We start from the raw sequence: 21,617 nt of genomic DNA on the forward strand, positions 1-21,617 counted from the left end.
CGCTAGAACGGGTTCAGGGTGTAGCCGTCCTGTTGCAGCAGGGCGTGCGCGGTCATCGCCGACAGCGCGAGCGTGACGCCCGGCAGCAGGTCGTCCTGGGTGATGCCGCGTGCGGCCGCCGTCTGCCCGCAGAGCTGGAGCGTGGCGCCGGCTGCGAGGAGCTCCGAGATCAACGCGGCATTGGGATTCGGCTCGCCCCGTTTCGCGTCGTTTACGAGGTCCATGGCCGCCGGTCCGTGCACGACGATGGCGACGGAGACATCTTCGGAGGACACACCGGCAAGGGCGTGCATGTTGAGAAAGCGGGCGGCGCTGTCGAGGCTTCGGTTGACTTCGCCCGCTTCGCTCGCAGCGGAAACGTCGAAAGCCACCTTGAACCGCGCACCGGCTGGCAGCGCCGCGCCCGGCACGATGGCCGTCTTGCCATAGGAAGGAACGCGCGGCCCCGGAATGAAATCTTCCGGCCCGGCGAATGCTGGCAGGCAAAGCAGGAGGGCAGCAAAGGCACAGACAGCGTTCTTCATCGGGGTCATTCCTTCAGGGCGGCGGCGTGGTGGGCGATGTGTTCGTCCATGTATGTGGCGATGAAATAGTAGTCGTGGCCATAGCCTTCTCGCAGACGGTAATCGAGGCGCTGGCCGTTCGTCTCGCAGGCGTCGATGAAGATCGCCGGCTTCAGTTCGCGCTCGAGGAATGTATCTGCCGTACCGGTGTCGATGAGGATCAGCGCCTTGGACTGGCGCTCCTTCACGAGCTCGGTGGAATCGTACTGCTCCCATGCGATCGAGGGCGGTCCCAGGTAGGCGGAGAACGCCTTCTCGCCCCAGGGCACGCGGGCAGGCGATGTGATCGGCGAGAAGGCCGAGCAGGACTTGTAGGTATCCTGATTCTTGAGATGCAGCGTGATCGCGCCGTGGCCGCCCATCGAGTGGCCGAAGATGCCCTGGCGCGTCAAGTCGGCAGGGAAGTTTGCAACAATCAGGCCCGGCAGTTCGTCCGTGATGTACTGGTCCATCCTGTAGTGCTTCGCCCATGGGTCCTGCGTGGCGGTGAGGTAGAAGCCCGCGCCCTGGCCGAGATCGTAGGCGTCGTCGTTGGGTACATGCTCGCCGCGCGGGGAGGTGTCGGGCGCGATGATCATCAGGCCGTGGCGGGCAGCATGCTCCTGCACGCCGGATTTCTCCATCATGTTCGCCCAGGTGCAGGTGAGCCCCGACAGATACCACAGCACCGGCACGGGTCCATGCGCGGCCTGCGGCGGCGTATAGACGGCAAAGCGCATGGTGCAGCCGAGCAGCGCGCTCTCATGGTCGTGTACGGACAATTTTCCGCCGAATGATTTCCAGGCTGAGACGAGGGTGAGGGACATGGCGGCGCTCCAGTCTGCGGCGGGGAGGCGCGTTTCTGACCCCGCGGCGGCAGCGAAGTCAAGGAAGTGGGCTTGCGCCCGGCGTGTGCTTTTCGCATGACGGGGGAAAATCCGGAGGGATCGGAGCAAGGCATGGGCGAATACACGCTGTACGGCGCAGAAGTGAGTTATTTCACCGGCAAGGTGCGTGCCTATCTCGCCTGGCGAGGCGTACCTTTCGCCGAGCAGGTGGCGACCCAGGCCGCCTACCGCGACATCATCCTGCCGAATGTCGGCTGGCCCGTCATTCCGGTTGTGAAGGCGCCGGACGGCACGATCGTGCAGGACAGCGCCGAGATCATCGACTACGTGGAGCACGCTGAAAGGCTCGCGCCGCCTGCGATCCCGCAGACGCCCCTGCAACGTTTCGTGGCCGAACTCCTGCACCTCTACGCCGACGAGTGGCTGGTGATTCCGGCGATGCACTATCGCTGGAGTTTCAATGAAGATTGGGCCTATGCCGAATTCGGGGCGTTGTCGGCGCCGGAGGCCAGCCAGCCCGAGCAGTATGAGATCGGCAAAAAGAACGGCCAGCGTTTCAAGGGCGCACTGCCGGTGCTGGGAGTCAGCGAGGAGACCATCCCGGGCATTGAACTTTCCTACGAGCGTTTCCTTGCGGACTTCTCGCGCCATCTGGAGGTGCACCCCTACGCGCTCGGTGGCCGGCCCTGTCTTGCGGACTTCGCGCTCTACGGACCGCTCTATGCGCATCTCTACCGCGACCCTACGTCCGGCGAGCTGATGAAGTGCGTCGCGCCAAGGGTGGCGGACTGGGTGGAGCGGATGCAGGCGGGCGGGAAGGGCGGCGGCGAACTGCTCGCCGGTGACGCCGTGCCTGAAACGCTGGAGCCGATCCTGGCGCGCCAGATGAAGGAGCAATTTCCCGCGCTCGAAGAGACCGTGAAACTGTTTGGCGCCTGGGCCGATACAGTCACGCCCGGCGCGTTCGTGCCGCGCTCGCTCGGCGAGATCTGGATCGACATCGAGGACCGGCGCGGACCTGCGCAGGCACGCACCTTCCCGCTGCTGCGCATGCAGGCCGTGACGGACGCCTATGATGCGATGGATGCGGGCGCGAGGGCCCGGGCGGATGCCTTGCTGGAAAGGGTTCGCGGGCTGCCGCTCAAATCGTTCCGCCTGCCCAAGCGGCTGACGCGGACCAGCAACCGGCTTGCGCTCGCCTGATCAAGGCCGGGAGGCAGGCCAGGGGCGCGGGAAGGAAACGGCGAAGCCGTTATCAGTGAAGCCCTCGTCCGGCTGGTTGTGCGGCGAGCCGGCGTCTTCGTACCATTCGAGGCCTCGCCAGCTCTCAAGCGCGCGCTGTTTGAGCTCCGGTGTCAGCGCGCCGTGCATATGGGCGACGAGCGCCTTGGTCCACGGGGCGAGCGAGACGAGGCGGTTGCCTTCGGCCAGCGCCTGCTCGATCACCCAGCGGATGGGCGCCGAATGCACCGCCGAAAGGTCCGGCGGTGCATCGGAGTCACGCCATTCCGGCACCTAGCCGCGGTGCAAGGCGCAGAGCTTGTTGCCGTCCGGATCGCGCAGGTAGGCGAGGTAGAGGCGCGAGCCGGGGTTTTCGCGCCAGCCCGGCGGGTCTTCGATGGCGGTGCCGCCGGCTGCGACGCCGGCCTTGTGCCAGGCATCAGCCTGCGCGGTGTCGTTCATGGCAAAGCCGATGGTCATGCCATTGCCGCTGGTCGCCGACTTCCCGTCGATCGGCGGGGTGACGAGAAAGATCCCGCCATTGTGGATGTAGACGAGGCGGCCCTTGGGGTCCGTAATGCCGGCATTTCCGCCGACAGACGTGAACAGGGCATCATAGAATTTCTTGGATCGGTCGATGTCGTTCGATCCCACCATCATATGGCTGTACATTTTCGTTTCCTCCAGTTGTTGTTCAGAAAGTCAGGGGGCAGGCGGCCGGGAGCCGTGATCGGCGAAGGCCGCCATAGCAGGCGCATAGTCTTCCGGCGCAGGGAAGCCGTCAAAGCTGAATTCGGCGCCGGTTGTCGCGAAGGGAAGGCGGTCGCGGGTCATCGTTTCGATAATCGGGCGCGTCCAGTTGCCGCCGTCCAGCATGCTCGGGCGGAAGTTCACGAAAGGCAGGTTCGGCATCCGGGTGAACAGCCAGTTCTTGCAGTGCGGACAGAACATCTGCTGGTTCTCGGTATGCAGCCCGCCGGTGACGGGCTCACCTTCGGTCACCTCGAAGCCATCCGCGGGCAATAGTAGCGATAGAGAATACGGTCCGCTCGTCAGTTTTTGGCAGCCGGTGCAATGGCAAGCCATCGACACCAGTGGTGCCTTCGTGACACGCATCTTCACCTGCCCGCAAAGGCAGCTGGCAGTCCAGGGAAGGCGCCACTCGTCCATCAAAACACCACTACGCTCCGAATGCTCTTGCCCTCGTGCATCAGGTCGAACGCGTCGTTGATCTTGTCGAGGGTCATCACGTGCGTGATCATCGGGTCGATCTCGATCTTGCCGCTCATGTACCAGTCGACAATCTTCGGCACATCCGTGCGGCCCTTGGCGCCGCCGAAGGCCGTGCCGCGCCAGTTGCGCCCGGTGACCAGCTGGAAGGGGCGGGTGGAGATTTCCTTGCCCGCTTCCGCCACGCCGATGATGACAGACGTGCCCCAGCCGCGATGGCAGCATTCGAGGGCCTGGCGCATCACGGTCGTGTTGCCGGTGCAGTCGAAGGAATAGTCCGCGCCGCCGTCGGTCAGCTCGACGAGATGGGCGACGACGTCCTTCACCTCCTTCGGGTTGACGAAGTGGGTCATGCCGAAGCGGCGGCCCCATTCTTCCTTGGACGGATTGATGTCGACACCCACAATCTTGTCGGCGCCGGCCATGCGTGCGCCCTGGATCACATTGAGACCAATGCCGCCGAGCCCGAAGACGACGACATTCTCGCCGACCTGCACCTTCGCCGTGTTCACCACCGCGCCCACGCCGGTCGTCACGCCGCAGCCGACATAGCAGGCTTTCTCGAATGGCGCGTCTTCGCGGATCTTTGCGACGGCGATTTCCGGCAGCACGGTGAAGTTCGAGAAAGTCGAACAACCCATGTAGTGGTAGATCGTCTGGCCCTTGTAGGAGAACCGGCTCGTGCCGTCCGGCATCAGGCCCTTGCCCTGCGTGGCGCGGATCGCGGTGCAGAGGTTCGTCTTGCCGGAGAGGCAGCTTTTGCACTGGCGGCATTCCGGTGTGTAGAGCGGGATGACGTGGTCGCCCGGCTTCACGCTGGTGACGCCTGCGCCCACCTCGCGCACGATGCCGGCGCCCTCATGGCCGAGGATCGACGGGAAGATGCCTTCGCTGTCGAGCCCGTCGAGCGTGTAGGCGTCGGTGTGGCAGATGCCCGTCGCCATGATTTCCACCAGCACTTCGCCGGCCTTCGGTCCTTCAAGGTCCAGCTCGACAATCTCGAGCGGCTTCTTGGCTTCAAAGGCTACGGCGGCGCGGGTTTTCATGGGCGGACTCCTTGCTTTGCGCCTTACCTAGTCCGCTCCGGGGCGGGGGTCCACCCGCCGGGTTGACAAAGGTTTGACATCAAACTAAATAGTTTGGCATCAAACGACCTTGGAGTGTGCCAATGGCAAACCGTCGCGGAATTTTGAAACTGATCGGGGGCGGCGTGGTGCTCGCGGCGGCGGGCGCCGGCGGCTTCGTGGCGGCCAACCAGCCGTCGCACGCGGCGCGCCAGGCCTGGCGCGAGGCAGGCCAACCGGAAGAATTCCGCCGGCGGTTCCTGTCCTATGCCCTGCTGGCGCCAAACCCGCACAACCGGCAGCCCTGGCTCGTCCGGCTCGACGGGACGAACAGCCTCACCCTGTTTTGCGACCTCGATCGCCGCTTGCCGGCAACCGATCCCTTTGACCGGCAAATCACGATTGGCTTCGGCACGTTCCTCGAGCTCCTGAGCCTCGCGGCGGCCGAAGACGGCTACCGCGCCGACATCACGCCCTTTCCCGAAGGCTCGCCCGCGGTGGCAGGCCGGCTCGATGCGCGCCCGGTCGCCAAGGTGGAATTCACGCCTGACGCTGCCGTCCCGGACGCGTTGTTCCGCGGCGTGCTTGCCCGGCACACCAACCGCGAAGTCTACGCGGCGCGCGATGTCGAACCGGAAAAGCTTGCCGCGCTGGTGGCGGCCGGCACCGTGTTCGGCGCGGCGGCGCATGCCTGCGGCAACGACGAACTTGCGGCCAAGCTGCGCAGCCTCACGTGGCGCGCCCACGAAGCGGAGTCCCTCACCCCAGCCACCATGCAGGAAAGCATCGACGTGATGCGCATCGGCGCGCGGGAGGTGGAAGCGCATCGCGACGGACTGTCGTTCGAAGGTCCGCTGTTCGCCGCAGGGAAGCTGACCGGAATGATGAGCCGTGAGGCGCTGGCGGACCCGACGTCTGCAGCTTTCCGGCAAGGCCTCGACATGTTTCGCGCACGGGCCGCGTCTGCACGCGCGTTCGTATGGCTCACGAATGATGGCCAGGCGCGCGAGGATGAGCTGGCAGCCGGGCGGGCGTACATGCGCCTCACCCTGCAGGCACCGGCGCTTGGCCTTGCCATTCATCCGTGGAGCCAGTCGCTGCAGGAATATCCAGAGATGGCCGGCCTGTTCGCCGAAGTCCACGATCTGATCGGGGGCGGAAAGCGGCTTCAGATGCTGGTACGTACCGGTTATGCCAAACCAGTCATCGCCGCGCCCCGACGCGGTCTCGAACCGCTCCTGATGGATTGAATGCATGCCCGCCAAGCCGACGCCGCCGACCGACACGGACGCCCTCTACTTCCAGCTGTTCAACGAGATCGGCATCATCGCTCAGCTTTCGGCCAGCCGGTTCCAGCGCGTGTTGCCACATGGACTGACGGTCGCACAGTTTTCGCTGCTCAATCATTGCGTCCGGCTCGGGGATGGCTGGACCCCGGCGCGGCTGGCAACGGCCTTCCAGGTAACCAAGGGCACGATGACCAGCACCCTGCAGAAGCTTGAGGCCAAGGGCTTCCTGCGGATTGATCCGGATACGGCGGATGGCCGCTCGAAGCGCGTGTTCCTGTCGGCGGAAGGGCGCGCCGCGCGTGAGGCATCCCTGAAGGCGCTGGGGCCCGAACTGGCCGGCCTGCCGGAAGGCTTTCCGCCTGCGCTCGCGCGCGAAATCCTCCCGGCACTCGCGCACCTGAGGAACTGGCTCGACACGCACCGCTGATCCTTTCATTCTTGCGCCATCAGGGAGGGCGGGATGAAGTGGGTATTGTGGGGGCTGGGCATTCTTGCGTTCGCCATGTGGGCGAGCTGGTCCTGGGCCGGGCGTGACCTGAAACCGCTTGACGACATTGAACGCGCCCGCGCGCCCGGACAATTCGTGCAGTTGCCTGGCGCGCAGATACACTACCGGTTCAGTGGGCGGGAAGGGGCGCCGCTGGTCGTGCTGGTGCATGGCTATTCCACGCCGGGTTTCATCTTCGACCAGAATGCGGCGGCGCTGCGCGATGCGGGCTTTCGTGTGCTGCAGTTCGACCATCTAGGCCGGGGTTGGTCCGACCGCCCGGATTCGCGCTACGATGTGGACTTCTACGATTGGGAACTCCTCGCATTGCTCGATGCCCTCAACGTGAAGGAGCCGGTCGGGCTGGTCGGCCTGTCGATGGGCGGCCCGATCGTCGCAGAGTTCGCGGTGCGTCATCCCGAACGGGTGGCCCGCGTGTTCCTGTTCGTGCCGGCCGGTTTTGACGTGGCCGGGACCGACGGCTTCCAGGCATCGCTGTTGCGCACGCCGGTCCTGGGCGACTGGCTGTGGCGGCTTGTTGCAATGAATGCGATTGCCGGCGACCCCCAGTATGACGAAGCAGGCCTGGAGCCAGAAAACCGGCTTCAGGGAGATGTCCGTGAGCAGATGAAATACCGCGGCTACGGTCGCGCATTGCTTTCCACATTCCGTAACTTCCCGATGCAGGGCCGCGAAGACACTTACGCCGCGCTGGGGCGCACGGGCCTGCCGGTCGCCGCCGTGTTCGGCGACGCCGACCCGACGGTCCTCCTGTCAAGCGCCGATGCGCTCCGGGCCGCCATTCCTTCGGCCAAGATCCAGATCATTGAAGGCGGCGATCACGGCCTCAACTACAAGCGGCATCTAGACGTGAACCCGGTGCTCACCGGCTGGTTCGAGCAGGAAGCTGCCTGGTTCGAGCCCGAACCCGAACCGGCCGCCGCACCGGTGCCGGAAGATGACGGCACCGCCGCCGCCGAAGTCGACGACGACATTCGCAATTTCAAGGTTGAACATCCGCCGAATTTAGTTCCACGCGTACCAACTGGGCAGCCGTGCCGAATGTCTCGAATAAGAACGCGTCGGTGCCCGTGAGCCAGGCCTGGCCATTCATCGCGGCGAGTTCTGCGAACAAGGCGGCGCGCCGGTCGGGATCGAGATGAGCTGCCGCTTCGTCGAGCAGTAGGAGCGGGGCAGGGCCTGCGCCGCTTGATGACAGTGCTTCCGCGGACGCCAGAACCAGGCCGATCAGCAGGGCTTTCTGCTGGCCCGTGGAAGCCTCGCCCGCCGGTGAGCCGGACGGACGGTGGATGACGGCGAGGTCAGAGCGGTGCGGGCCGCTGAGTGTACGCTTGGCACCGATGTCGCGTCGTCGTCCGGCGCGGTAGGCGTCCACCAGCAGGTCGAAGATGGTACGGAAATCCTCGCCTTTCAGCGCGGCCGCTTCCGCATCGCCGAGCAAGGCGAGGTCCGCCTTCGGAAAATGCCCTTCCGGCCGCGCATCGATGGCGGCCTGCAGGTCGGTGAGCACGAGCGCCCGGTTCACCGCGATCTCGGCGCCCGCTTCGGCGAGGCGCGCTTCGATCGCATCGGCCCAGGCTGGATCGACATGCCCGCGTTCCAACAGCGCGTTGCGTTCGGCGAGCGCTTTCTCGTAGCGCGAGGACGCGGTACCATGCGACGGCTGATGCGCCATCACGAGCCGGTCGAAAAAGCGCCGCCGGTCGGACGCGCCGCCCCGGAAGACGCCGTCCATCGCCGGCGTCAGCCAGATCAGCCTGAGGCGTTCGGCAAGGTCGCCAGGGCTCGCCGGCGCGCCGTCGATCCGCACGCTGCGCTTGGCCGGGCCGGCGCTGTCGAGCGTGATGCCGATCTTCTGTTCGTCGTCGAGGGTGGCGGAAATCGTCCAGCCACCCGGTGCGCCGTGCCGGGTCATCTCTCCAAGCTGCGCCGTGCGCAGGCCGCGGCCAGGGCCGAGCTGGCTGACCGCCTCAAGCAGGTTCGTCTTGCCCGCACCGTTCGGGCCGTAGAGGCATACAGGGCGCGTATCCAGCTTCAGCGCGAGGCTCTGGTAGTTGCGGAAATCGGTCAGGACCAGACGGGTAAGGGCGGTCATGGGCGGCTCGCCGGTTGAAGCCGTCAGCCTTCGGCGGAGAGGCCGTGACCCCCGACCGGCTGGGTTTCGGCAATGCTTTCCATGCCCGCAATCAACGGACGCGCCTTGCGGATCGCCTCCTGCACGGAAGGAAGGGACAGGCTCGCCGCATGGCTCTCGGCATCCTGCCAGGCTTCGGTGACCCAGATCGCATTGCCATCGGCCGGGTCGCGCGCGACGATGTAGCTGAGACAGCCGGGCATATCGCGCAGGCCTTCGAGCAGGTATCCGATGAGTTCGTCTCGTCTGCCGTCCGCTGCCGTGAACTTTCCGATCAAGCCGTACATTGCGGTCTCCTTGGTCTGTCCGCAGGCAGGCGCACCCGCGAGCGCCGCAAAGGCCAATGACGAACCGATGAACGTGCGCCGGTCCGGTGTCACGCCTAGACGCGCAGCGGCATCAGCACATAGCGCGCCGACTCGTCGGATGGGTCGAGCACCAGCGCCGGGGAAGCGGGGTCATTGAACATGAACTCGGCGGCGTCCGCCTCGATCTGGCCTGCGATGTCGAGCAGGTACTTTGCGTTGAAGCCGATCTCCATCGGGTCGGACGCGTAGTCGGCCTCGATTTCCTCGTTGCCCGCGCCGGTTTCGGCATGGTTCACAGCCAGCGTGAGGCGGCCATCTGCGAGGCTCATCTTCACCGAACGCGAGCGCTCTGCAGAGACGGTCGAGACGCGGTCGACAGCGGCTTCAAAGGCCTTGTTGTCGACCGTGAGCTTCTTGTCGTTGCCCTTCGGGATGACACGCGCATAGTCCGGGAACGAACCATCGATCAGCTTGGAGGTGAGCACCGCGCGGCCGGCGCGCACGACGATCTTGGTGTCGGAAATTTCGACCGCGACATCATCGGGGCGACCGTCGATCAGGCGGCGGATCTCGTTGACCGTCTTGCGCGGCACGATCACCCCCGTCAGCTTTTCGCTGCCCTTCGGCGCCTTGAGTTCGGCGAGGGCGAGGCGGTGACCGTCCGTGGCCACCGAGCGCAGCACCGGCTTGCCGGCGTCATTCTTGGCGGCATGCAGGAACACGCCGTTGAGGTAATACCGCGTCTCTTCGGTCGAGATCGCGAAACGTGTCTTGTCGATGAGCCGCGCGAGGTCGGCCGCCGCGAGGCTGAACTGAACGCCGCCTTCGTCGCTCGTCATGGTCTGGAAATCGGCGGCGGGCAGCGTCGGCAGCTCAAACTGCGAGCGCCCGGCGGTCAGCACCAGGCGCTGGGTTTCGGCATTCAGCTCCATCATCACTTCAGCGCCCGAGGGCAGCTTGCGGACGACGTCGAACAGCGTGCCGGCTGGTGCGGTCACCGAGCCTTCGCGCGACACCTTCGCATCGGCGGAGTCGATCGCCTCGATATCGAGGTCGGTGGCGGTCAGGCGCAGCGCACCCTTGGTCGCCTGCAGCAGCACGTTCGAAAGGATGGGGATGGTCGTGCGGCGCTCGACAATATTCTGCACGTGGCTCAACGCATCGAGAAGGGCACCGCGTTCGATTGTCAGTTTCATGTCGGGTCCGTCCATCACGGAAGCTGTCAGCCAGCTTCCCCAATCCTGTTTTTCTAGTTTCCGCGAAAGCCTGTTCCCAGCGCGAGCGGGGAATCAGCCCGCCTCCTTCCGGAAGCGGGCTGGAGACCCTTAAACAAGTTCAGGCAAAAGCCAAGCGGGTCGCGCGCGGCGGGCGATCCGCACCGGCGGCTGCCTCAGGTCTGACCGGCGTCGAGCATGTCGAGCACGGTCGCCTCGACGCGCGCGATGTCATCAACCAGCCGCGTGTCGCTTTCGAGCGTCTGCTTGATGCGCCGGAACGCATACAGAACGGTCGTGTGGTCACGCTTGCCGAAGGCGCGGCCGATTTGCGGGAACGACTTCCGGGTCATCGTGCGGCACAGGTACATCGCCACCTGACGCGGATAGACATAAGCCTGCATCTTGCTCGGACCTTCGAGGTCGGCGCGCGCAATCGGGAACACTTTCAGCGTCGCCTTCTTGATCACGTCGATCGTCGGCTCGCGCTGTTCGCCCGCATGGCGGCGGATGACGCGCTCCAGCATGTCCATGGTCGGCGTCTCTTCACCGAAGCCCGCTTCGGTGAAGAGGCTCCACACGGCGCCGGTGAGTTCACGGCCCGGGCCGCGGATGCCGGCGTTGAGTTTCTGGATCATGTCATCCCCAAGCAGGAATTCAGGGTGGCTGGCCGTGATGTGGGTGGCCAGCCGCGTAAGGATTTCGCGGCGCATGTTGGCATCCGGCAAGCCGATCTCGACCGCGGTCGCGCCCTTGATCTCACTGCGCATGCGCTGCCCGAAACCTACGGTCTCGCCCGGCGCGGCGTCGCCCACCAGCACCACCTGGCCGCCATTGCCGGTGACTTCGCGGATGTTCTGGTAGAGCTCGTTCTCGGTGCCCGGCTTGCCGGCGATGCGGTGCAGGTCATCCACGATCAGGATCGACGCCGTGCGCAGCCGGCGTTTCAGGCCACTGGTGTCGCGCGCCTTCACGCCGTCCAGATAGGCCGACATGAACTCTTCGGCGGTCAGGTAGACAACCTTGCGCTTCGGGTCACGTTTCGCGACTTCCGCTTTCAGCCCGAGCACGGTGTGCGTCTTGCCCACGCCCTGCGGCCCGTAGATCAGCGTGATCGGCGTGCCGGTGGGCAAGCCCGCAGCGATCCGTTTCGCAACTTCCGCAGCAATCTGGTTGGATGCGCCGACCACAAGGTTGTCGAATGTCAGCGCAGGGCCTGCAGCCGGAGCGGCCGCATCAACCGAAGCATCAGCTTCGACGTCCGCTGTCTCAGACCACGGGTCGCCGATCAGGTCGCGCAGCTCCGCCGGAGCCGTCCGCCAACAGATCAACTTGATCGTGCGCGCATGCGGGTCCATCGAAGCCCACAGGCGTTCGATCTCGCGCTTGTGGCGCGTATCAACGCGGTCAAGCGCAACGGGATCACGCGCTGCGAGCAGCATTTCACCGTCGACTTCGGCCACGAGGCGCAGGTCCGCGATCCAGCGGACAAATTCTTCCTGCGGAATTCTGGTTTCAAGAACGGTCTGCACGTCTTCCCAGACGCGCTGGCCCGGCGTACCGCCGCCGGGTGGTTCCTGTGTTCCCTGATTAACGCGAGAAGCAAACAATCTCTTTCGGTCCATCACCGACCCCGTTTCTAGTTTTGATCGCTCTTTCCAACTCGCACTCGACGTTCCCGGCAGGCCCCCGCCTGCAACTCTAAAATACTCTTTACCGGGACGAAATTAGCTGGCGAGGGAGAAGGTATTCGGCACAGAAATTCATTACAAGTCCCTCTTTTTTTTGAACGCCGCAATTACCGTGTTGACCAAAAAAATGCGCAGGAAATTCATGCGCTTGGACCCCAAAAAATTCTTTTTGTGAGCGCCTGATCGCTTTTGTTCGCAGAAGTTCTGTCAACCGCAAACATCCATATTCGCCTGTGGAAAACTCGGTTTTTAATGGCACCTTTGCAGCCAGGCCACAGCGTCACTTTTTGACGAACCTGCTCTCATCCTTAGGTAGGAATTCGCGCGCGTTGGCCGCGGCCAACCGGGTCATAAAAATTGACGCCTTGGACAAAAAAACAAAGCCCGCTGGGATGTCCCGGCGGGCTCTGCGCTTCCTCCGCCAAAGCGGGGCAGAAATGTCGTTCAGGCCATTGCCTTGACGCGGGCCGAAAGGCGCGAAACCTTGCGGGAGGCCGTGTTCTTGTGGGCGATGCCCTTGGTCACGGCGCGCATGATTTCCGGCTGTGCAGCCTTCAGGGCCTCGGCAGCAGCAGCCTTGTCTCCCGATTCAATGGCCTCTTCGACCTTGCGGACATAGGTGCGCACGCGCGAGCGGCGGGCTTTGTTGACCTCGGTGCGCGCTTCAATCTTGCGCACCATCTTCTTGGCTGACTTGGTATTCGCCATGGTAAACTCCTGGAGCCCCGGGAAAGTCCCCCGTCAGGCCGAAGGCGGGGAGATACATAAACGGCGGGTAGGCGTCAACCGCGATAATCGCCCAAACGCAGCCGTTCGGCGGGGTATTTCAGCGATCCTTGAAGTGCGCCGTCCGCTTCTCGATGTAGGCTTTCATGCCTTCTTTTTGGTCATCGGTGGCAAACAGCGACTGGAACAGGCGCCGCTCGAACTGGATGCCCTGTGACAACGGGGTTTCGTAGGCGGCGTTCACCGCCTCTTTAGTCATCATCGCGGCGGCGCGCGGCATCAGGGCGATGGTGCGGGCGAGGTCGCGCGCTTCTTCCATCAGGTCGTCGGCCGGCACGATCCGGCTGATCAGGCCGCAGCGCTCAGCCTCGACGGCTTCCATCATTCGCCCTGTGAGGCACAGTTCCATCGCTTTCGACTTGCCGATCGCCCGCGTCAGGCGCTGGGTAGCGCCTGCGCCCGGCATCACGCCGAGCCGGATCTCCGGCTGGCCGAAACGGGCATTGTCCGCGGCGAGGATAATGTCGCACATCATCGCCAGTTCGCAGCCGCCGCCGATGGCGTAGCCGGCCACCGCCGCGATCAGCGGCTTGCGGGTGCGCGCCGCGCGTTCCCAGTTCCGCGTGATGAAGTCCTCGTAGTAGGACTGCGGGAAGGTCTTCGCCTGGATTTCCTTGACATCGGCGCCGCCGGAGAAGGCCTTCTTCGAACCCGTCAGGATCATGCACTGCACGCTGTCATCGGCCTCGAACCTGTCGAAGGCCGCAGACAACTCGGACATCAACTCCTCGCTGAGCGCGTTCAGGCTTTCTGGCCGGTTCATCTGGATGACGGCAAAGCCGTCTTCCGCGTCGGTCTCGGTGATCAGGGTCTTGTAAGACATGGGCGCTTTCCGGGGGGAGGTGAGGGAGCTGCGTTAACGCGAAGGGTCCGGCAGGTGCGAACAACGGCGATGGAGCAGGGCAGGCCTCGGTAAATGTGGCAAACTCGCGGCGCTATACGCCAACCCGGAACCGGAGTCACGCGGTCCGCCGCCGCAGCCTGTGCAAGCTGCTGGCCCCACTCTATATCCGCAGCATGACCGACAAGCCCTCCCAGCCGGCCGACCCCGAACGCAACCGCCTCACCGGCCGCCTCGCGCGCACTGCCAAGGTCGGCGCCAACCTCTCCGGCGCCGGGCTCGCCTTCGCCGCCCAGTCATTGTTTGGCGGCGATGAAGGCGATCAGCGCATCGCAAAAGCCCTGGCTGCTGCCCTTGGCAAGTCGAAGGGCCCGCTGATGAAAGTCGCGCAGCTCCTGTCCACCGTGCCCGACTTGCTGCCCGCCGAATACGCGGCCGAGTTCGCACAGCTGCAGGCCGAGGCGCCCGCCATGGGCTGGCCGTTCGTGAAGCGCCGGATGCGGGCCGAGCTGGGGGCGGGCTGGGAGACCCGGTTCGCAAGCTTCGGCAAGGAGGCCTCTCATGCCGCTTCGCTGGGCCAGGTCCACCGTGCGACGCTGCATGATGGCCGCGATGTCGCCTGCAAGCTGCAATACCCGGACATGGCCAGCGCGGTGGAGTCCGATGTGAGCCAGCTGCGCACCTTGCTCGGCATGTTCAAGCGCATGGACGGCTCCATCGACCCTGACGCGATGGTCGACGAGATCACCGACCGGTTGCGCGAGGAACTCGACTATGCGCGCGAGGCGAAGCACATGGCGCTCTACCGGGCCATGCTTGCGGACAAGGACTTTGTCACCTGTCCGGCGCCGGTGCCCGAATTGTCCACGGAGCGGTTGCTGACCATGAGCTGGCTCAGCGGTGACAAGCTCGACAAGTTCGAAACCGCGCCCCAGGAGACCCGCAACCGGATTGCCGAAATGCTGTTCTGGACCTGGTGGGGACCGATGAACTCCTACGCTGTCATCCACGGCGACCCGCATCTCGGCAACTATCAGGTCACCGGCGGCGGCACCGGCATCAACCTGCTTGATTTCGGCTGCGTGCGCATCTTTCCGGCGAAGTTCGTCGGCGGCGTGGTCGATCTTTACCGCGCCATGCGGAACGATGACTTCGATGCCGCGTATGCTGCCTATGAAACCTGGGGCTTCCAGAACCTGTCGCGCGATCTTGTCGAGGTGCTCAACGTCTGGGCGCGCTTCATCTATGGCCCGATCATCGACGACCGCGTTCGCACGGTCGCAGACGGCGTCACCGCCGGTGAATACGGGCGTAAGGAAGCCTTCCGTGTCCGCCAGCTCCTCAAGGAGAAGGGGCCGGTGAAGATCCCCCGCGAGTTCGTCTTCATGGACCGCGCCGCCATCGGTCTGGGCGCCGCCTATCTGCGCCTCGGCGCGGAGCTCAATTTCCATCGCCTGTTTGAGGATAGCCTCGACGGGTTCTCGATTGAAGCGGTCGCAGCCCGCCAGGCCGCCGCGCTGAATGCAGCCGGACTCGCATGAAGCGCCCGGCCTGGCTTTCGCTCGCTTCGCTGCGCGAAGTCGGCCCGATCGCCTTGCTCGGTGTCATCGCGTTCGGCCTCTGGGGCTTTGCCAGTATCGCAGATGAGGTGGCCGAGAACGAGACACACGCCTTCGACCATGCCGTGCTGACCTGGCTGCGCCTGCCCGACAATCCGGCAACGCCGATCGGGCCGGACTGGCTGCTCAATTCGATGATCGATATCACGGCACTCGGCGGCTATACCGTCCTCACGCTGCTGACGCTCGGCGCCGCGATCTACCGGATCGTCCTCAAGGATTATGTCACGGCGGGTATCGTCGTGGCCGCCGTCGGATCCGGCGCGCTGCTGACCAGCCTGCTGAAGTGGGGGTTCGACCGGGCGCGGCCGGACCTTGTCGATCATCTCACCCACGCAGCCAGTTCAAGTTTTCCGAGCGGCCATGCCACGCAGGCCGCGATCGCGTTCCTGACGCTGGGTGCGCTTATGGCGCGGGCGCAGCCGGACCGCCGGATCAAGGCCTTTGTCCTTGGCGGCGCGATCCTGCTCACGCTGCTGGTCGGCATCAGCCGCGTCTATCTCGGCGTCCACTGGCCGACCGATGTGCTCGCCGGCTGGTGCCTCGGCGCCGCCTGGGCGGCGATATGGTGGTTGGTGCTGCGCCGCATTGGCGCGCCGCAGGTCAAGTCATCCGGAACCGGATAGGCACTTCCTTCGGGCCGGCGACGAAGTTTGCCTGCGTGCGGCGCGGCGTGCCGTTCAGCTCGACCGATTGAAGGCGCGGCAGGAGTTCTTCCCACAACACGCGCATCTCCATGCGGCCGAGGTGCTGGCCGAGGCAGACGTGTGCGCCATACCCGAAGGCGACGTGCTTGTTCGGCGAGCGATCAGCCTTGAAGGAGAACGGATCGTCGAACACCGCTTCATCCCGGTTGCCGGAAGGATAGGACAGGAAAAGCCAGTCATTCTTCCGGATCTTGCGTCCAGCAACTTCCGTGTCGGCGGTCGCTGTGCGCATGAAGTGCTTCACCGGCGTCTCCCAACGGATCGACTCCTCGATCAGGCTCGGGATCAGAGACGGGTCGTCCTTCACTTTCCTGAACTCCGCCGGGTTTTCCGCGAGCGCCCAGAGCGTTCCGGCCGTCGTGTTCGATGTGGTGTCATGTCCGGCGGTCGCCGCGATGATGTAATAGCTCATCGCTTCCAGATGGCCTAGCGGTTGGCCGTAGACGGCGCCGTTGGCGATGACACTCGCGAGGTCCTCGCGCGGGTTCTTGCGGCGGTCTTCAGTCATCGCGTTAAAATAGGTCATGAAGTCGAGCACCGTCGCGTTGATCATGTTCAGCGCTTCGGCGGCATCATCCATTTCCTTGCCCGAGCGGTTCACGTCAGGATCCTGCGTGCCGAACAGCTCCTGCGTCAGCTTCAGCATGCGCGGCTCGTCGGCTGGCGGCACGCCGAGCACTTCCATGATCACGTGCAGCGGATACAGGAACGCCACGTCGCGTGCGAAGTCGCATTCGGTGCCGTGCGATGCCATCTTGTCGATGAAACCGCGCGCAATCTCGCGGATACGGTCTTCCAGCTTGCGCAGGTTCTGCGGCATGAACCAAGCCTGCGTCAGCCGGCGATACTGCGCATGGTCCGGATTATCCATCTGAACCAGCGATCGCAGCAGGTTAGGAGATCCTCCCATCATTTCGCGGACGCGCTTGTCGGATTCGATCGTGGTCAGGGTCGCCGAGCGGTCCTCGTTGTGGAAGAGATCGTTCTGACGCTCGACCGTGAGGATGTCGGCATGCCGCGAGACCACCCAGAACGGATCGAAGCCTTCGACTTCGGCCACATCGAGCGGTGCATTCTTGCGCAGCCAGGCAAAGGCGGCGTGCGAGCGGTCCCAGTCAGCATAGGCTTTCGGGTCGATCACATCGCGGGCGATCTCGGCAGGTATGGTCACGTCAGTCCTCCCAGATGGAGCGGTCCATCTTCGGGCCGCTTGCGGAGATCGATACTACAAACTTGCTATACAGCCAACAACTATGTTAGGTGTGCGACATGACGACCGTAAAGCCTTCCGGTGACAGCACGGGCGCGCGCCTCACACAGGCCGAACGCCGCGACCGGTCGGAGCGCGAACTCCTGTCGGCGGCGATACAGGTTGTGGCCCAGGAAGGCGTTGCGGCGGCGACGTTCGAAACGATCGGCAAGCGTGCTGGCTTTTCCCGCGGCCTCGTCACGCAGCGATTCGGGTCGAAGGACGGGCTTATCCGTGCGGTCATCGCTTACCTGCACGACTGGCAGACCGAAATCCTGGAAGCGGTGCATGTTGCGGACATGGACGGCCTGACCGCGCTCGTCGCCTTCATCCGCCTGCATTGCGAAAGCCTGCGCGCATCGCCGGAGGCCGATGCCTATTTCATGCTCCTGTCCGCGTCCGTCGCCGACCGGCAGGACACGCGGCCTGCCTTTGCGGAATCGCACGAAGTCGAGCGTGTCCTCATTCGCGGCTTCATCGAACGGGGACAGGCGAGCGGCCACATCCGGGCGGCCGTCGACGCGGACGCCGAAGCGCTGATGACGGGCTGCAGCCTGCTCGGGCTGCGCATGCAGTGCCTGATCGATCCCGGCTTCGATCCGGGCCCCGTCCGCGACGCGCTGGTCGAGTCGCTACGCGAACACCTCTCCACCACGACACGGAAGACGGCCCGATGAGCGATCCCTACAAGACCTGGCAATGCAGGACCTGTGGCTACATTTACGAAGAGGAACATGGCGACCCGAACGAAGGCCTCGCGCCCGGTACGCGCTGGGCTGACATCCCGGACACCTGGATCTGTCCGCTCTGCGGCACGCCGAAGGCCGAGTTCGACATGATCGAAATCTGACGCGCAGGCGGCCTTTGCGATTGTCGGCGCCTGCCTCGTCCTGTTGAATGGCGCAAACCAGAAAAACCGCAGGAGGAAGCCCATGCCCGTCAATCCCGCCGCCGTCGGATCTAAAGGAACGCCCCGCAAGTGGGCCTGGGATTCGCGCGACGCGCTCCTCTATGCGCTCGGCGTGGGCTGCGGCGTGGCCGACCCCGTCGGATCGGAGCTCGAATTCACGACCGAGAACACGATGGGCGTCGACCAGAAAGTCCTGCCGACCTTCTGCGTGCTGTCCAGCTTCAATGCCGATGGCGGCAAGAGCGCCGTGTCGAATGCCGGCACCTACGATCCGCGCATGCTGGTCCACGGCGAGCAGGGACTGCGTCTGCACCGGCCCATTCCGGTCGCCGGCGAAATCTCGCTCGTCGATGAGATCACCGGCATCTACGACAAGGGCAAGGGCGCGGTGATCGCGACCAAGGCAGAGGCGACCCTCGTGGCGGATGGCAAGCCGTTGTTCGAGCTGACCTCGGCGGTGTTCATCACGGGTGAGGGCGGTTTCGGCGGAGACCGCGGCCCGTCCGCCAAAACCAACGAGGCGCCGGCACGCGAGCCGGACGTGTCGGTCACCTACCAGACCCGGCCAGACCAGGCGCTGCTCTACCGTTTGAGCGGCGACCGCAATCCCCTCCATTCGGACAAGCAATTCTCCGATGTCGGAGGATTCCCGAGGCCGATCCTGCACGGGCTGTGTACCTATGGCTTCACGGGCCGCGCCTTGCTATCGGCGCTGTGCGGCAATGAGCCCGCGCGCTTCAAGGCAATGGAAGGCCGCTTTTCGTCGCCAGTGCTGCCGGGCGAAGTGCTGACGATCCGCGTCTGGAAGGACGGCGCAGGCAAGGCGATCTTCCAGACCGTCGCGGGCGACGGACGCATCGTGCTGAACAATGGCGGGGTCGAGTACGCTGCTTGAGGCGCCGGGCGCCTAGCGTGTGACGCGCCGGCAGGTTCCGCTGTCGGTCTCGCAGTCCATCCGGTCAACATCGATCAGGTCGCCGAACGGGTTCAGCGTCGACGGGTCGTCGACCTTCAGGGTTAGCGCATAGGCCGCGCCGATATTGTCGGCGCTGCGGAACCAGGACAGCGAGGTGCCGGCGCACAGCGTCTTTGACTCGCCGGGCTGCAGGGACAGCGAAGAGACGCCGGGCGCGGTGGCTACCCATTTGCCCTTCGCGTCGTGCAGCGTCATGAAGAAGCGCAGCTTGCGGTTCGACGCATTGCGCGCCTCGGCGCAGGCTTCGAGGTGATGCGTGCCGTTCAGCCCGGCGCTGACTGTCTGCGTCACGGCGCCGAACTGGCCCTCGGTAACGCCGCGCGGATAGAGCATCGAACCGAACCGGGAATTCACCGCCCGATAGTAGGTGTAAGCCGCCATCTCGCAGGCCGCGTGCTTGCCGCTTGCCGAAGCCTTGTCATAGTGGGCGTCGCAGGCCTCGCGCATGTCGGCCAGGAAGTCGGCGTCGCACACGCCCTGGTCGAGGGCCCCGGAGCGGTAACAGGCGTCGTGGAACTTGCAGGCGTCAAGGAACGGGCCGTCCGGCACGATCACGTCCAGCAGGTCGCGCCCGCCGCAGGCGTCCAGCGCTTCCCGCGCGCCCAGTACCGAGGCGGAAACCACCGCGTTGTCGCGCGCCCGGACCTGGGCCGAGGCGGTTGCGGCAAGCAGGCCGGCAGCGAATAGCGTAGCGATGAGTCCCCGGATCATGGCGACAATGCTTCGCGATCTCAGATGGCAAATTCAAGGCATCCCTTGCAGTCTGCCTGCGGACGGGTTTATCCCGCCCGGCATGACCGATGATTTCAACCGATACCAAACCACCGAACTGCCGCCCGGCTATACCCAACTCGCCTGGCACCGCGGCTTCGGCCGCCAGATTGGCCCCCTGTTCGAGAAGCGCGAGAACGGCCGCCTGACCCGCGCCTTCCGGGTCGAGGAGTATCACACCAATGGCATGCTCAACGCGCATGGCGGCATGCTGATGACCTTCGCCGACATGGCCTGGGGCGGCGCCGTCGAGAATGACGAGGACACCTGGTGGGTCACCGTCCGCCTCCTGTGCGACTTCCTCGCCGGCGCCCCGCTCGGCAGTTTCGTCGAGGGCGACGGGGTCGTGGTCGGCCAGCAGGACGATGTCATCACCGTCGAAGGCCGTATCTGGACCGGCGACAAGACGATCATGCGCGGCACCGGCATCTTCAAGATCATCCCGCGCCGCGACGGCGCCCCGATGCGCGAAGCGGCAGCCGCGAAGGCGAAGGCCTAGGGACTTCCCCCTCCGTCCGCTTCGCGGACACCTCCCCCGTAAACGGGGGAGGATGACGAGGCATCAAGCCCCCCTTATCCTCCACCGCGAAGCGGGGGAGGTGGCAGGCCGCAAAGCGGACTGACGGAGGGGGGCTCAGCCCAGCGGCGCTTTCTCTTGCCCGCCGGTCTTCCACAGCGAGAACAGGATCGCGCCGCCGAGCAGGGCAACCGTCAGGATCAGCGACCATTGCGGCTCAAGGTAGGGCACGACGTGCAGTTCCTTGTAGAGCAGGAAGTTCCAGAAGATCTTGAGGCCGATCAGCACCAGCACGAGCGACAGGCCGTACTTCAGGTACTTGAACCGCTCCACGGCCGCCGACAGCATGAAATACATCGAGCGAAGGCCGAGGATCGCGAAGATGTTCGACGTGTAGACGATGAACGGATCACGGGTGACGGCAAAGATTGCAGGCACAGAGTCGACCGCAAAGATGATGTCGACGGCTTCCACCATGAGCAGGCACAGGAACAACGGCGTCGCCCAGACCACGGCCTTGCCGGTAACCGGGTGCGGCTTGCGGACCAGGAAATTGTGGTTCTCGATCGTGTCGGTCACCCGCATCCGCTTGCGCAGGAATTTCAGCACCGCATTGTCGTTGAGATCCATCTCGTCGTCATCGCCGCCGCCCGAGAGCAGCATCTTGCCGCCGGTAAACACGAGGAAGGCCGCGAAGAAATACAGCACCCAGGTGAACTCGTTCACCACCGCAGCGCCCAGCGAGATGAAAATGCCCCGGAAGACGATCGCGCCAAGGATGCCCCAGAACAGCACCCGGTGCTGGTACTCGCGGGGCACCGCGAAGAACGTGAACACGAGACCGATGACGAAGATGTTGTCGAAGGCCAGCGCCGTCTCGAGCAGGTAGCCGGTGGCGAATTGCACTGTCGCCTGAAGGTTCAGGTTTTCAGGGTCGTTGTAGAATGCAGGGTCAGGCTCATAAGCGAAGTAGATGTAGGCGCCAAAGGCCACGGCCAGCGAGGCAAAGCAGGCCCACATGATGGCGCTTTTCGCCGGCGAGACGACCGCGTCCTTGCGGTTCAGAAGGCCAAGGTCGACCCAGAGAAGGGCGCAGATCAGTGAAAGAAAAGCCAGCCATAGCCAAAGGGGTTGGCCGGCATACGCAACCGTCAGGAATTCAGGCATGGGTTCGCAGGTGTCCGGAAAGGCG

The 21,617-nt window shown here is 64.6% G+C and carries 25 protein-coding genes; 10 read left to right on the forward strand and 15 right to left on the reverse strand.

Features of this window, described 5'->3' with window-relative positions; genetic code table 11:
- Positions 1–2: 2 nt before the first annotated feature.
- Both IPK75_09005 and fghA read right to left on the reverse strand, forming a co-directional pair.
- A complete protein-coding gene (locus IPK75_09005; protein MBK8198496.1) occupies positions 3–524 on the reverse strand; it encodes a DsrE family protein in 522 nt (173 codons plus the stop codon).
- A 5-nt stretch (positions 525–529) separates the two neighbouring features.
- The gene (gene fghA, locus IPK75_09010; protein ID MBK8198497.1) at positions 530–1,369 is read right to left on the reverse strand and encodes an S-formylglutathione hydrolase; all 840 of its coding nucleotides are present in this window, start codon (positions 1,367–1,369) and stop codon (positions 530–532) included.
- Positions 1,370–1,501: 132 nt separating this feature from the next.
- Between fghA and IPK75_09015 the strand changes: the two genes are divergently transcribed.
- Complete coding sequence (locus IPK75_09015) at positions 1,502–2,593, forward strand: glutathione S-transferase (protein ID MBK8198498.1); 1,092 nt, start codon at positions 1,502–1,504, stop codon at positions 2,591–2,593.
- Here the strand turns inward: IPK75_09015 and IPK75_09020 are convergent, their stop codons facing one another.
- From IPK75_09020 to IPK75_09035, 4 genes are read right to left on the reverse strand one after another with little or no spacing between them, the layout of a single operon-like run.
- Entirely contained in the window at positions 2,594–2,905 is a 312-nt protein-coding gene (locus IPK75_09020; GenBank protein ID MBK8198499.1) for a hypothetical protein, read from the reverse strand.
- Positions 2,906–3,283, reverse strand: coding sequence for a VOC family protein (locus IPK75_09025; protein ID MBK8198500.1), 378 nt, complete (start codon positions 3,281–3,283; stop codon positions 2,906–2,908).
- A gap of 30 nt (positions 3,284–3,313) precedes the next feature.
- Positions 3,314–3,781 carry a GFA family protein gene (locus IPK75_09030; protein ID MBK8198501.1) on the reverse strand — a complete coding sequence of 156 codons (468 nt, stop codon included), beginning with the start codon at positions 3,779–3,781 and terminating at the stop codon, positions 3,314–3,316.
- Positions 3,781–4,887 carry an S-(hydroxymethyl)glutathione dehydrogenase/class III alcohol dehydrogenase gene (locus tag IPK75_09035; protein ID MBK8198502.1) on the reverse strand — a complete coding sequence of 369 codons (1,107 nt, stop codon included), beginning with the start codon at positions 4,885–4,887 and terminating at the stop codon, positions 3,781–3,783. The genes IPK75_09030 and IPK75_09035 overlap by 1 nt, the downstream gene beginning before the upstream one ends.
- Before the next feature lie 122 nt (positions 4,888–5,009).
- On the opposite strand from IPK75_09035, the gene IPK75_09040 reads away from it, so the two are divergent.
- The 3 genes from IPK75_09040 to IPK75_09050 are packed head-to-tail and all read left to right on the forward strand — an operon-like array spanning position 5,010 to position 7,776.
- Complete coding sequence (locus IPK75_09040; GenBank protein ID MBK8198503.1) at positions 5,010–6,155, forward strand: twin-arginine translocation pathway signal protein; 1,146 nt, start codon at positions 5,010–5,012, stop codon at positions 6,153–6,155.
- A 4-nt stretch (positions 6,156–6,159) separates the two neighbouring features.
- A complete protein-coding gene (locus IPK75_09045) occupies positions 6,160–6,621 on the forward strand; it encodes a MarR family transcriptional regulator (GenBank protein MBK8198504.1) in 462 nt (153 codons plus the stop codon).
- Positions 6,622–6,654: 33 nt separating this feature from the next.
- Entirely contained in the window at positions 6,655–7,776 is a 1,122-nt protein-coding gene (locus IPK75_09050) for an alpha/beta hydrolase (GenBank protein ID MBK8198505.1), read from the forward strand.
- On the opposite strand, the gene recF is transcribed toward IPK75_09050, so the two are convergent.
- The 6 genes from recF to IPK75_09080 all read right to left on the reverse strand — a co-directional run bounded on the left by recF (position 7,685) and on the right by IPK75_09080 (position 13,658).
- Positions 7,685–8,797, reverse strand: coding sequence for a DNA replication/repair protein RecF (gene recF / locus IPK75_09055; protein ID MBK8198506.1), 1,113 nt, complete (start codon positions 8,795–8,797; stop codon positions 7,685–7,687). The two genes, IPK75_09050 and recF, sit on opposite strands and share 92 nt — an antisense overlap.
- Positions 8,798–8,820: 23 nt before the next feature.
- Positions 8,821–9,123, reverse strand: a complete 303-nt coding sequence (locus IPK75_09060) for an antibiotic biosynthesis monooxygenase (protein MBK8198507.1) — start codon at positions 9,121–9,123, stop codon at positions 8,821–8,823.
- 95 nt (positions 9,124–9,218) lie between these two features.
- A complete protein-coding gene (locus IPK75_09065) occupies positions 9,219–10,340 on the reverse strand; it encodes a DNA polymerase III subunit beta (GenBank protein ID MBK8198508.1) in 1,122 nt (373 codons plus the stop codon).
- Between the two features lie 194 nt (positions 10,341–10,534).
- Positions 10,535–11,968 (reverse strand): chromosomal replication initiator protein DnaA, encoded by a 1,434-nt coding sequence (locus IPK75_09070; protein MBK8198509.1) that lies wholly within the window; start codon positions 11,966–11,968, stop codon positions 10,535–10,537.
- A 525-nt stretch (positions 11,969–12,493) separates the two neighbouring features.
- Positions 12,494–12,757: a 30S ribosomal protein S20 gene (gene rpsT, locus IPK75_09075; GenBank protein MBK8198510.1), complete on the reverse strand. Its 264-nt coding sequence runs from the start codon at positions 12,755–12,757 to the stop codon at positions 12,494–12,496.
- 118 nt (positions 12,758–12,875) lie between these two features.
- Positions 12,876–13,658, reverse strand: coding sequence for an enoyl-CoA hydratase (locus IPK75_09080; protein MBK8198511.1), 783 nt, complete (start codon positions 13,656–13,658; stop codon positions 12,876–12,878).
- A 194-nt stretch (positions 13,659–13,852) separates the two neighbouring features.
- On the opposite strand from IPK75_09080, the gene IPK75_09085 reads away from it, so the two are divergent.
- Positions 13,853–15,217 carry an AarF/ABC1/UbiB kinase family protein gene (locus IPK75_09085; protein MBK8198512.1) on the forward strand — a complete coding sequence of 455 codons (1,365 nt, stop codon included), beginning with the start codon at positions 13,853–13,855 and terminating at the stop codon, positions 15,215–15,217.
- Positions 15,214–15,921 (forward strand): phosphatase PAP2 family protein, encoded by a 708-nt coding sequence (locus IPK75_09090; GenBank protein MBK8198513.1) that lies wholly within the window; start codon positions 15,214–15,216, stop codon positions 15,919–15,921. Before IPK75_09085 ends, IPK75_09090 begins: the two co-directional genes overlap by 4 nt.
- Here IPK75_09090 and IPK75_09095 read toward each other — a convergent pair.
- Positions 15,899–17,173, reverse strand: coding sequence for a cytochrome P450 (locus tag IPK75_09095; protein MBK8198514.1), 1,275 nt, complete (start codon positions 17,171–17,173; stop codon positions 15,899–15,901). The two genes, IPK75_09090 and IPK75_09095, sit on opposite strands and share 23 nt — an antisense overlap.
- 98 nt (positions 17,174–17,271) lie before the next feature.
- Between IPK75_09095 and IPK75_09100 the strand changes: the two genes are divergently transcribed.
- From IPK75_09100 to IPK75_09110, 3 genes are all read left to right on the forward strand, one after another.
- Complete coding sequence (locus IPK75_09100; protein ID MBK8198515.1) at positions 17,272–17,928, forward strand: TetR/AcrR family transcriptional regulator; 657 nt, start codon at positions 17,272–17,274, stop codon at positions 17,926–17,928.
- Positions 17,925–18,101 (forward strand): rubredoxin, encoded by a 177-nt coding sequence (locus IPK75_09105; protein ID MBK8198516.1) that lies wholly within the window; start codon positions 17,925–17,927, stop codon positions 18,099–18,101. Before IPK75_09100 ends, IPK75_09105 begins: the two co-directional genes overlap by 4 nt.
- Before the next feature lie 82 nt (positions 18,102–18,183).
- Positions 18,184–19,056 (forward strand): MaoC family dehydratase N-terminal domain-containing protein, encoded by an 873-nt coding sequence (locus IPK75_09110; protein MBK8198517.1) that lies wholly within the window; start codon positions 18,184–18,186, stop codon positions 19,054–19,056.
- A gap of 12 nt (positions 19,057–19,068) precedes the next feature.
- Here the strand turns inward: IPK75_09110 and IPK75_09115 are convergent, their stop codons facing one another.
- Positions 19,069–19,848 (reverse strand): hypothetical protein, encoded by a 780-nt coding sequence (locus IPK75_09115; GenBank protein MBK8198518.1) that lies wholly within the window; start codon positions 19,846–19,848, stop codon positions 19,069–19,071.
- Between the two features lie 82 nt (positions 19,849–19,930).
- Here IPK75_09115 and IPK75_09120 point away from each other — a divergent pair, with 82 nt between their 5' ends.
- Complete coding sequence (locus IPK75_09120; protein MBK8198519.1) at positions 19,931–20,407, forward strand: PaaI family thioesterase; 477 nt, start codon at positions 19,931–19,933, stop codon at positions 20,405–20,407.
- Between the two features lie 135 nt (positions 20,408–20,542).
- Here the strand turns inward: IPK75_09120 and IPK75_09125 are convergent, their stop codons facing one another.
- Positions 20,543–21,592, reverse strand: coding sequence for a TerC family protein (locus IPK75_09125; GenBank protein ID MBK8198520.1), 1,050 nt, complete (start codon positions 21,590–21,592; stop codon positions 20,543–20,545).
- Positions 21,593–21,617 lie beyond the last annotated feature (25 nt).

Source organism: Acidobacteriota bacterium, assembly GCA_016712445.1.
Taxonomy (GTDB): Bacteria; Pseudomonadota; Alphaproteobacteria; order Caulobacterales; family Hyphomonadaceae; genus Hyphomonas.

Bases quoted from the DNA above. Each gene is read 5' to 3' on its own strand.
- IPK75_09005 (MBK8198496.1), bottom strand. From the start codon at position 524: ATGAAGAACGCTGTCTGTGCCTTTGCTGCCCTCCTGCTTTGCCTGCCA.
- fghA (MBK8198497.1), bottom strand. From the start codon at position 1,369: ATGTCCCTCACCCTCGTCTCAGCCTGGAAATCATTCGGCGGAAAATTG.
- IPK75_09015 (MBK8198498.1), top strand. From the start codon at position 1,502: ATGGGCGAATACACGCTGTACGGCGCAGAAGTGAGTTATTTCACCGGC.
- IPK75_09025 (MBK8198500.1), bottom strand. From the start codon at position 3,283: ATGTACAGCCATATGATGGTGGGATCGAACGACATCGACCGATCCAAG.
- IPK75_09030 (MBK8198501.1), bottom strand. From the start codon at position 3,781: ATGGACGAGTGGCGCCTTCCCTGGACTGCCAGCTGCCTTTGCGGGCAG.
- IPK75_09035 (MBK8198502.1), bottom strand. From the start codon at position 4,887: ATGAAAACCCGCGCCGCCGTAGCCTTTGAAGCCAAGAAGCCGCTCGAG.
- IPK75_09040 (MBK8198503.1), top strand. From the start codon at position 5,010: ATGGCAAACCGTCGCGGAATTTTGAAACTGATCGGGGGCGGCGTGGTG.
- IPK75_09045 (MBK8198504.1), top strand. From the start codon at position 6,160: ATGCCCGCCAAGCCGACGCCGCCGACCGACACGGACGCCCTCTACTTC.
- IPK75_09050 (MBK8198505.1), top strand. From the start codon at position 6,655: ATGAAGTGGGTATTGTGGGGGCTGGGCATTCTTGCGTTCGCCATGTGG.
- recF (MBK8198506.1), bottom strand. From the start codon at position 8,797: ATGACCGCCCTTACCCGTCTGGTCCTGACCGATTTCCGCAACTACCAG.
- IPK75_09060 (MBK8198507.1), bottom strand. From the start codon at position 9,123: ATGTACGGCTTGATCGGAAAGTTCACGGCAGCGGACGGCAGACGAGAC.
- IPK75_09065 (MBK8198508.1), bottom strand. From the start codon at position 10,340: ATGAAACTGACAATCGAACGCGGTGCCCTTCTCGATGCGTTGAGCCAC.
- rpsT (MBK8198510.1), bottom strand. From the start codon at position 12,757: ATGGCGAATACCAAGTCAGCCAAGAAGATGGTGCGCAAGATTGAAGCG.
- IPK75_09080 (MBK8198511.1), bottom strand. From the start codon at position 13,658: ATGTCTTACAAGACCCTGATCACCGAGACCGACGCGGAAGACGGCTTT.
- IPK75_09085 (MBK8198512.1), top strand. From the start codon at position 13,853: ATGACCGACAAGCCCTCCCAGCCGGCCGACCCCGAACGCAACCGCCTC.
- IPK75_09090 (MBK8198513.1), top strand. From the start codon at position 15,214: ATGAAGCGCCCGGCCTGGCTTTCGCTCGCTTCGCTGCGCGAAGTCGGC.
- IPK75_09100 (MBK8198515.1), top strand. From the start codon at position 17,272: ATGACGACCGTAAAGCCTTCCGGTGACAGCACGGGCGCGCGCCTCACA.
- IPK75_09105 (MBK8198516.1), top strand. From the start codon at position 17,925: ATGAGCGATCCCTACAAGACCTGGCAATGCAGGACCTGTGGCTACATT.
- IPK75_09110 (MBK8198517.1), top strand. From the start codon at position 18,184: ATGCCCGTCAATCCCGCCGCCGTCGGATCTAAAGGAACGCCCCGCAAG.
- IPK75_09115 (MBK8198518.1), bottom strand. From the start codon at position 19,848: ATGATCCGGGGACTCATCGCTACGCTATTCGCTGCCGGCCTGCTTGCC.
- IPK75_09120 (MBK8198519.1), top strand. From the start codon at position 19,931: ATGACCGATGATTTCAACCGATACCAAACCACCGAACTGCCGCCCGGC.
- IPK75_09125 (MBK8198520.1), bottom strand. From the start codon at position 21,592: ATGCCTGAATTCCTGACGGTTGCGTATGCCGGCCAACCCCTTTGGCTA.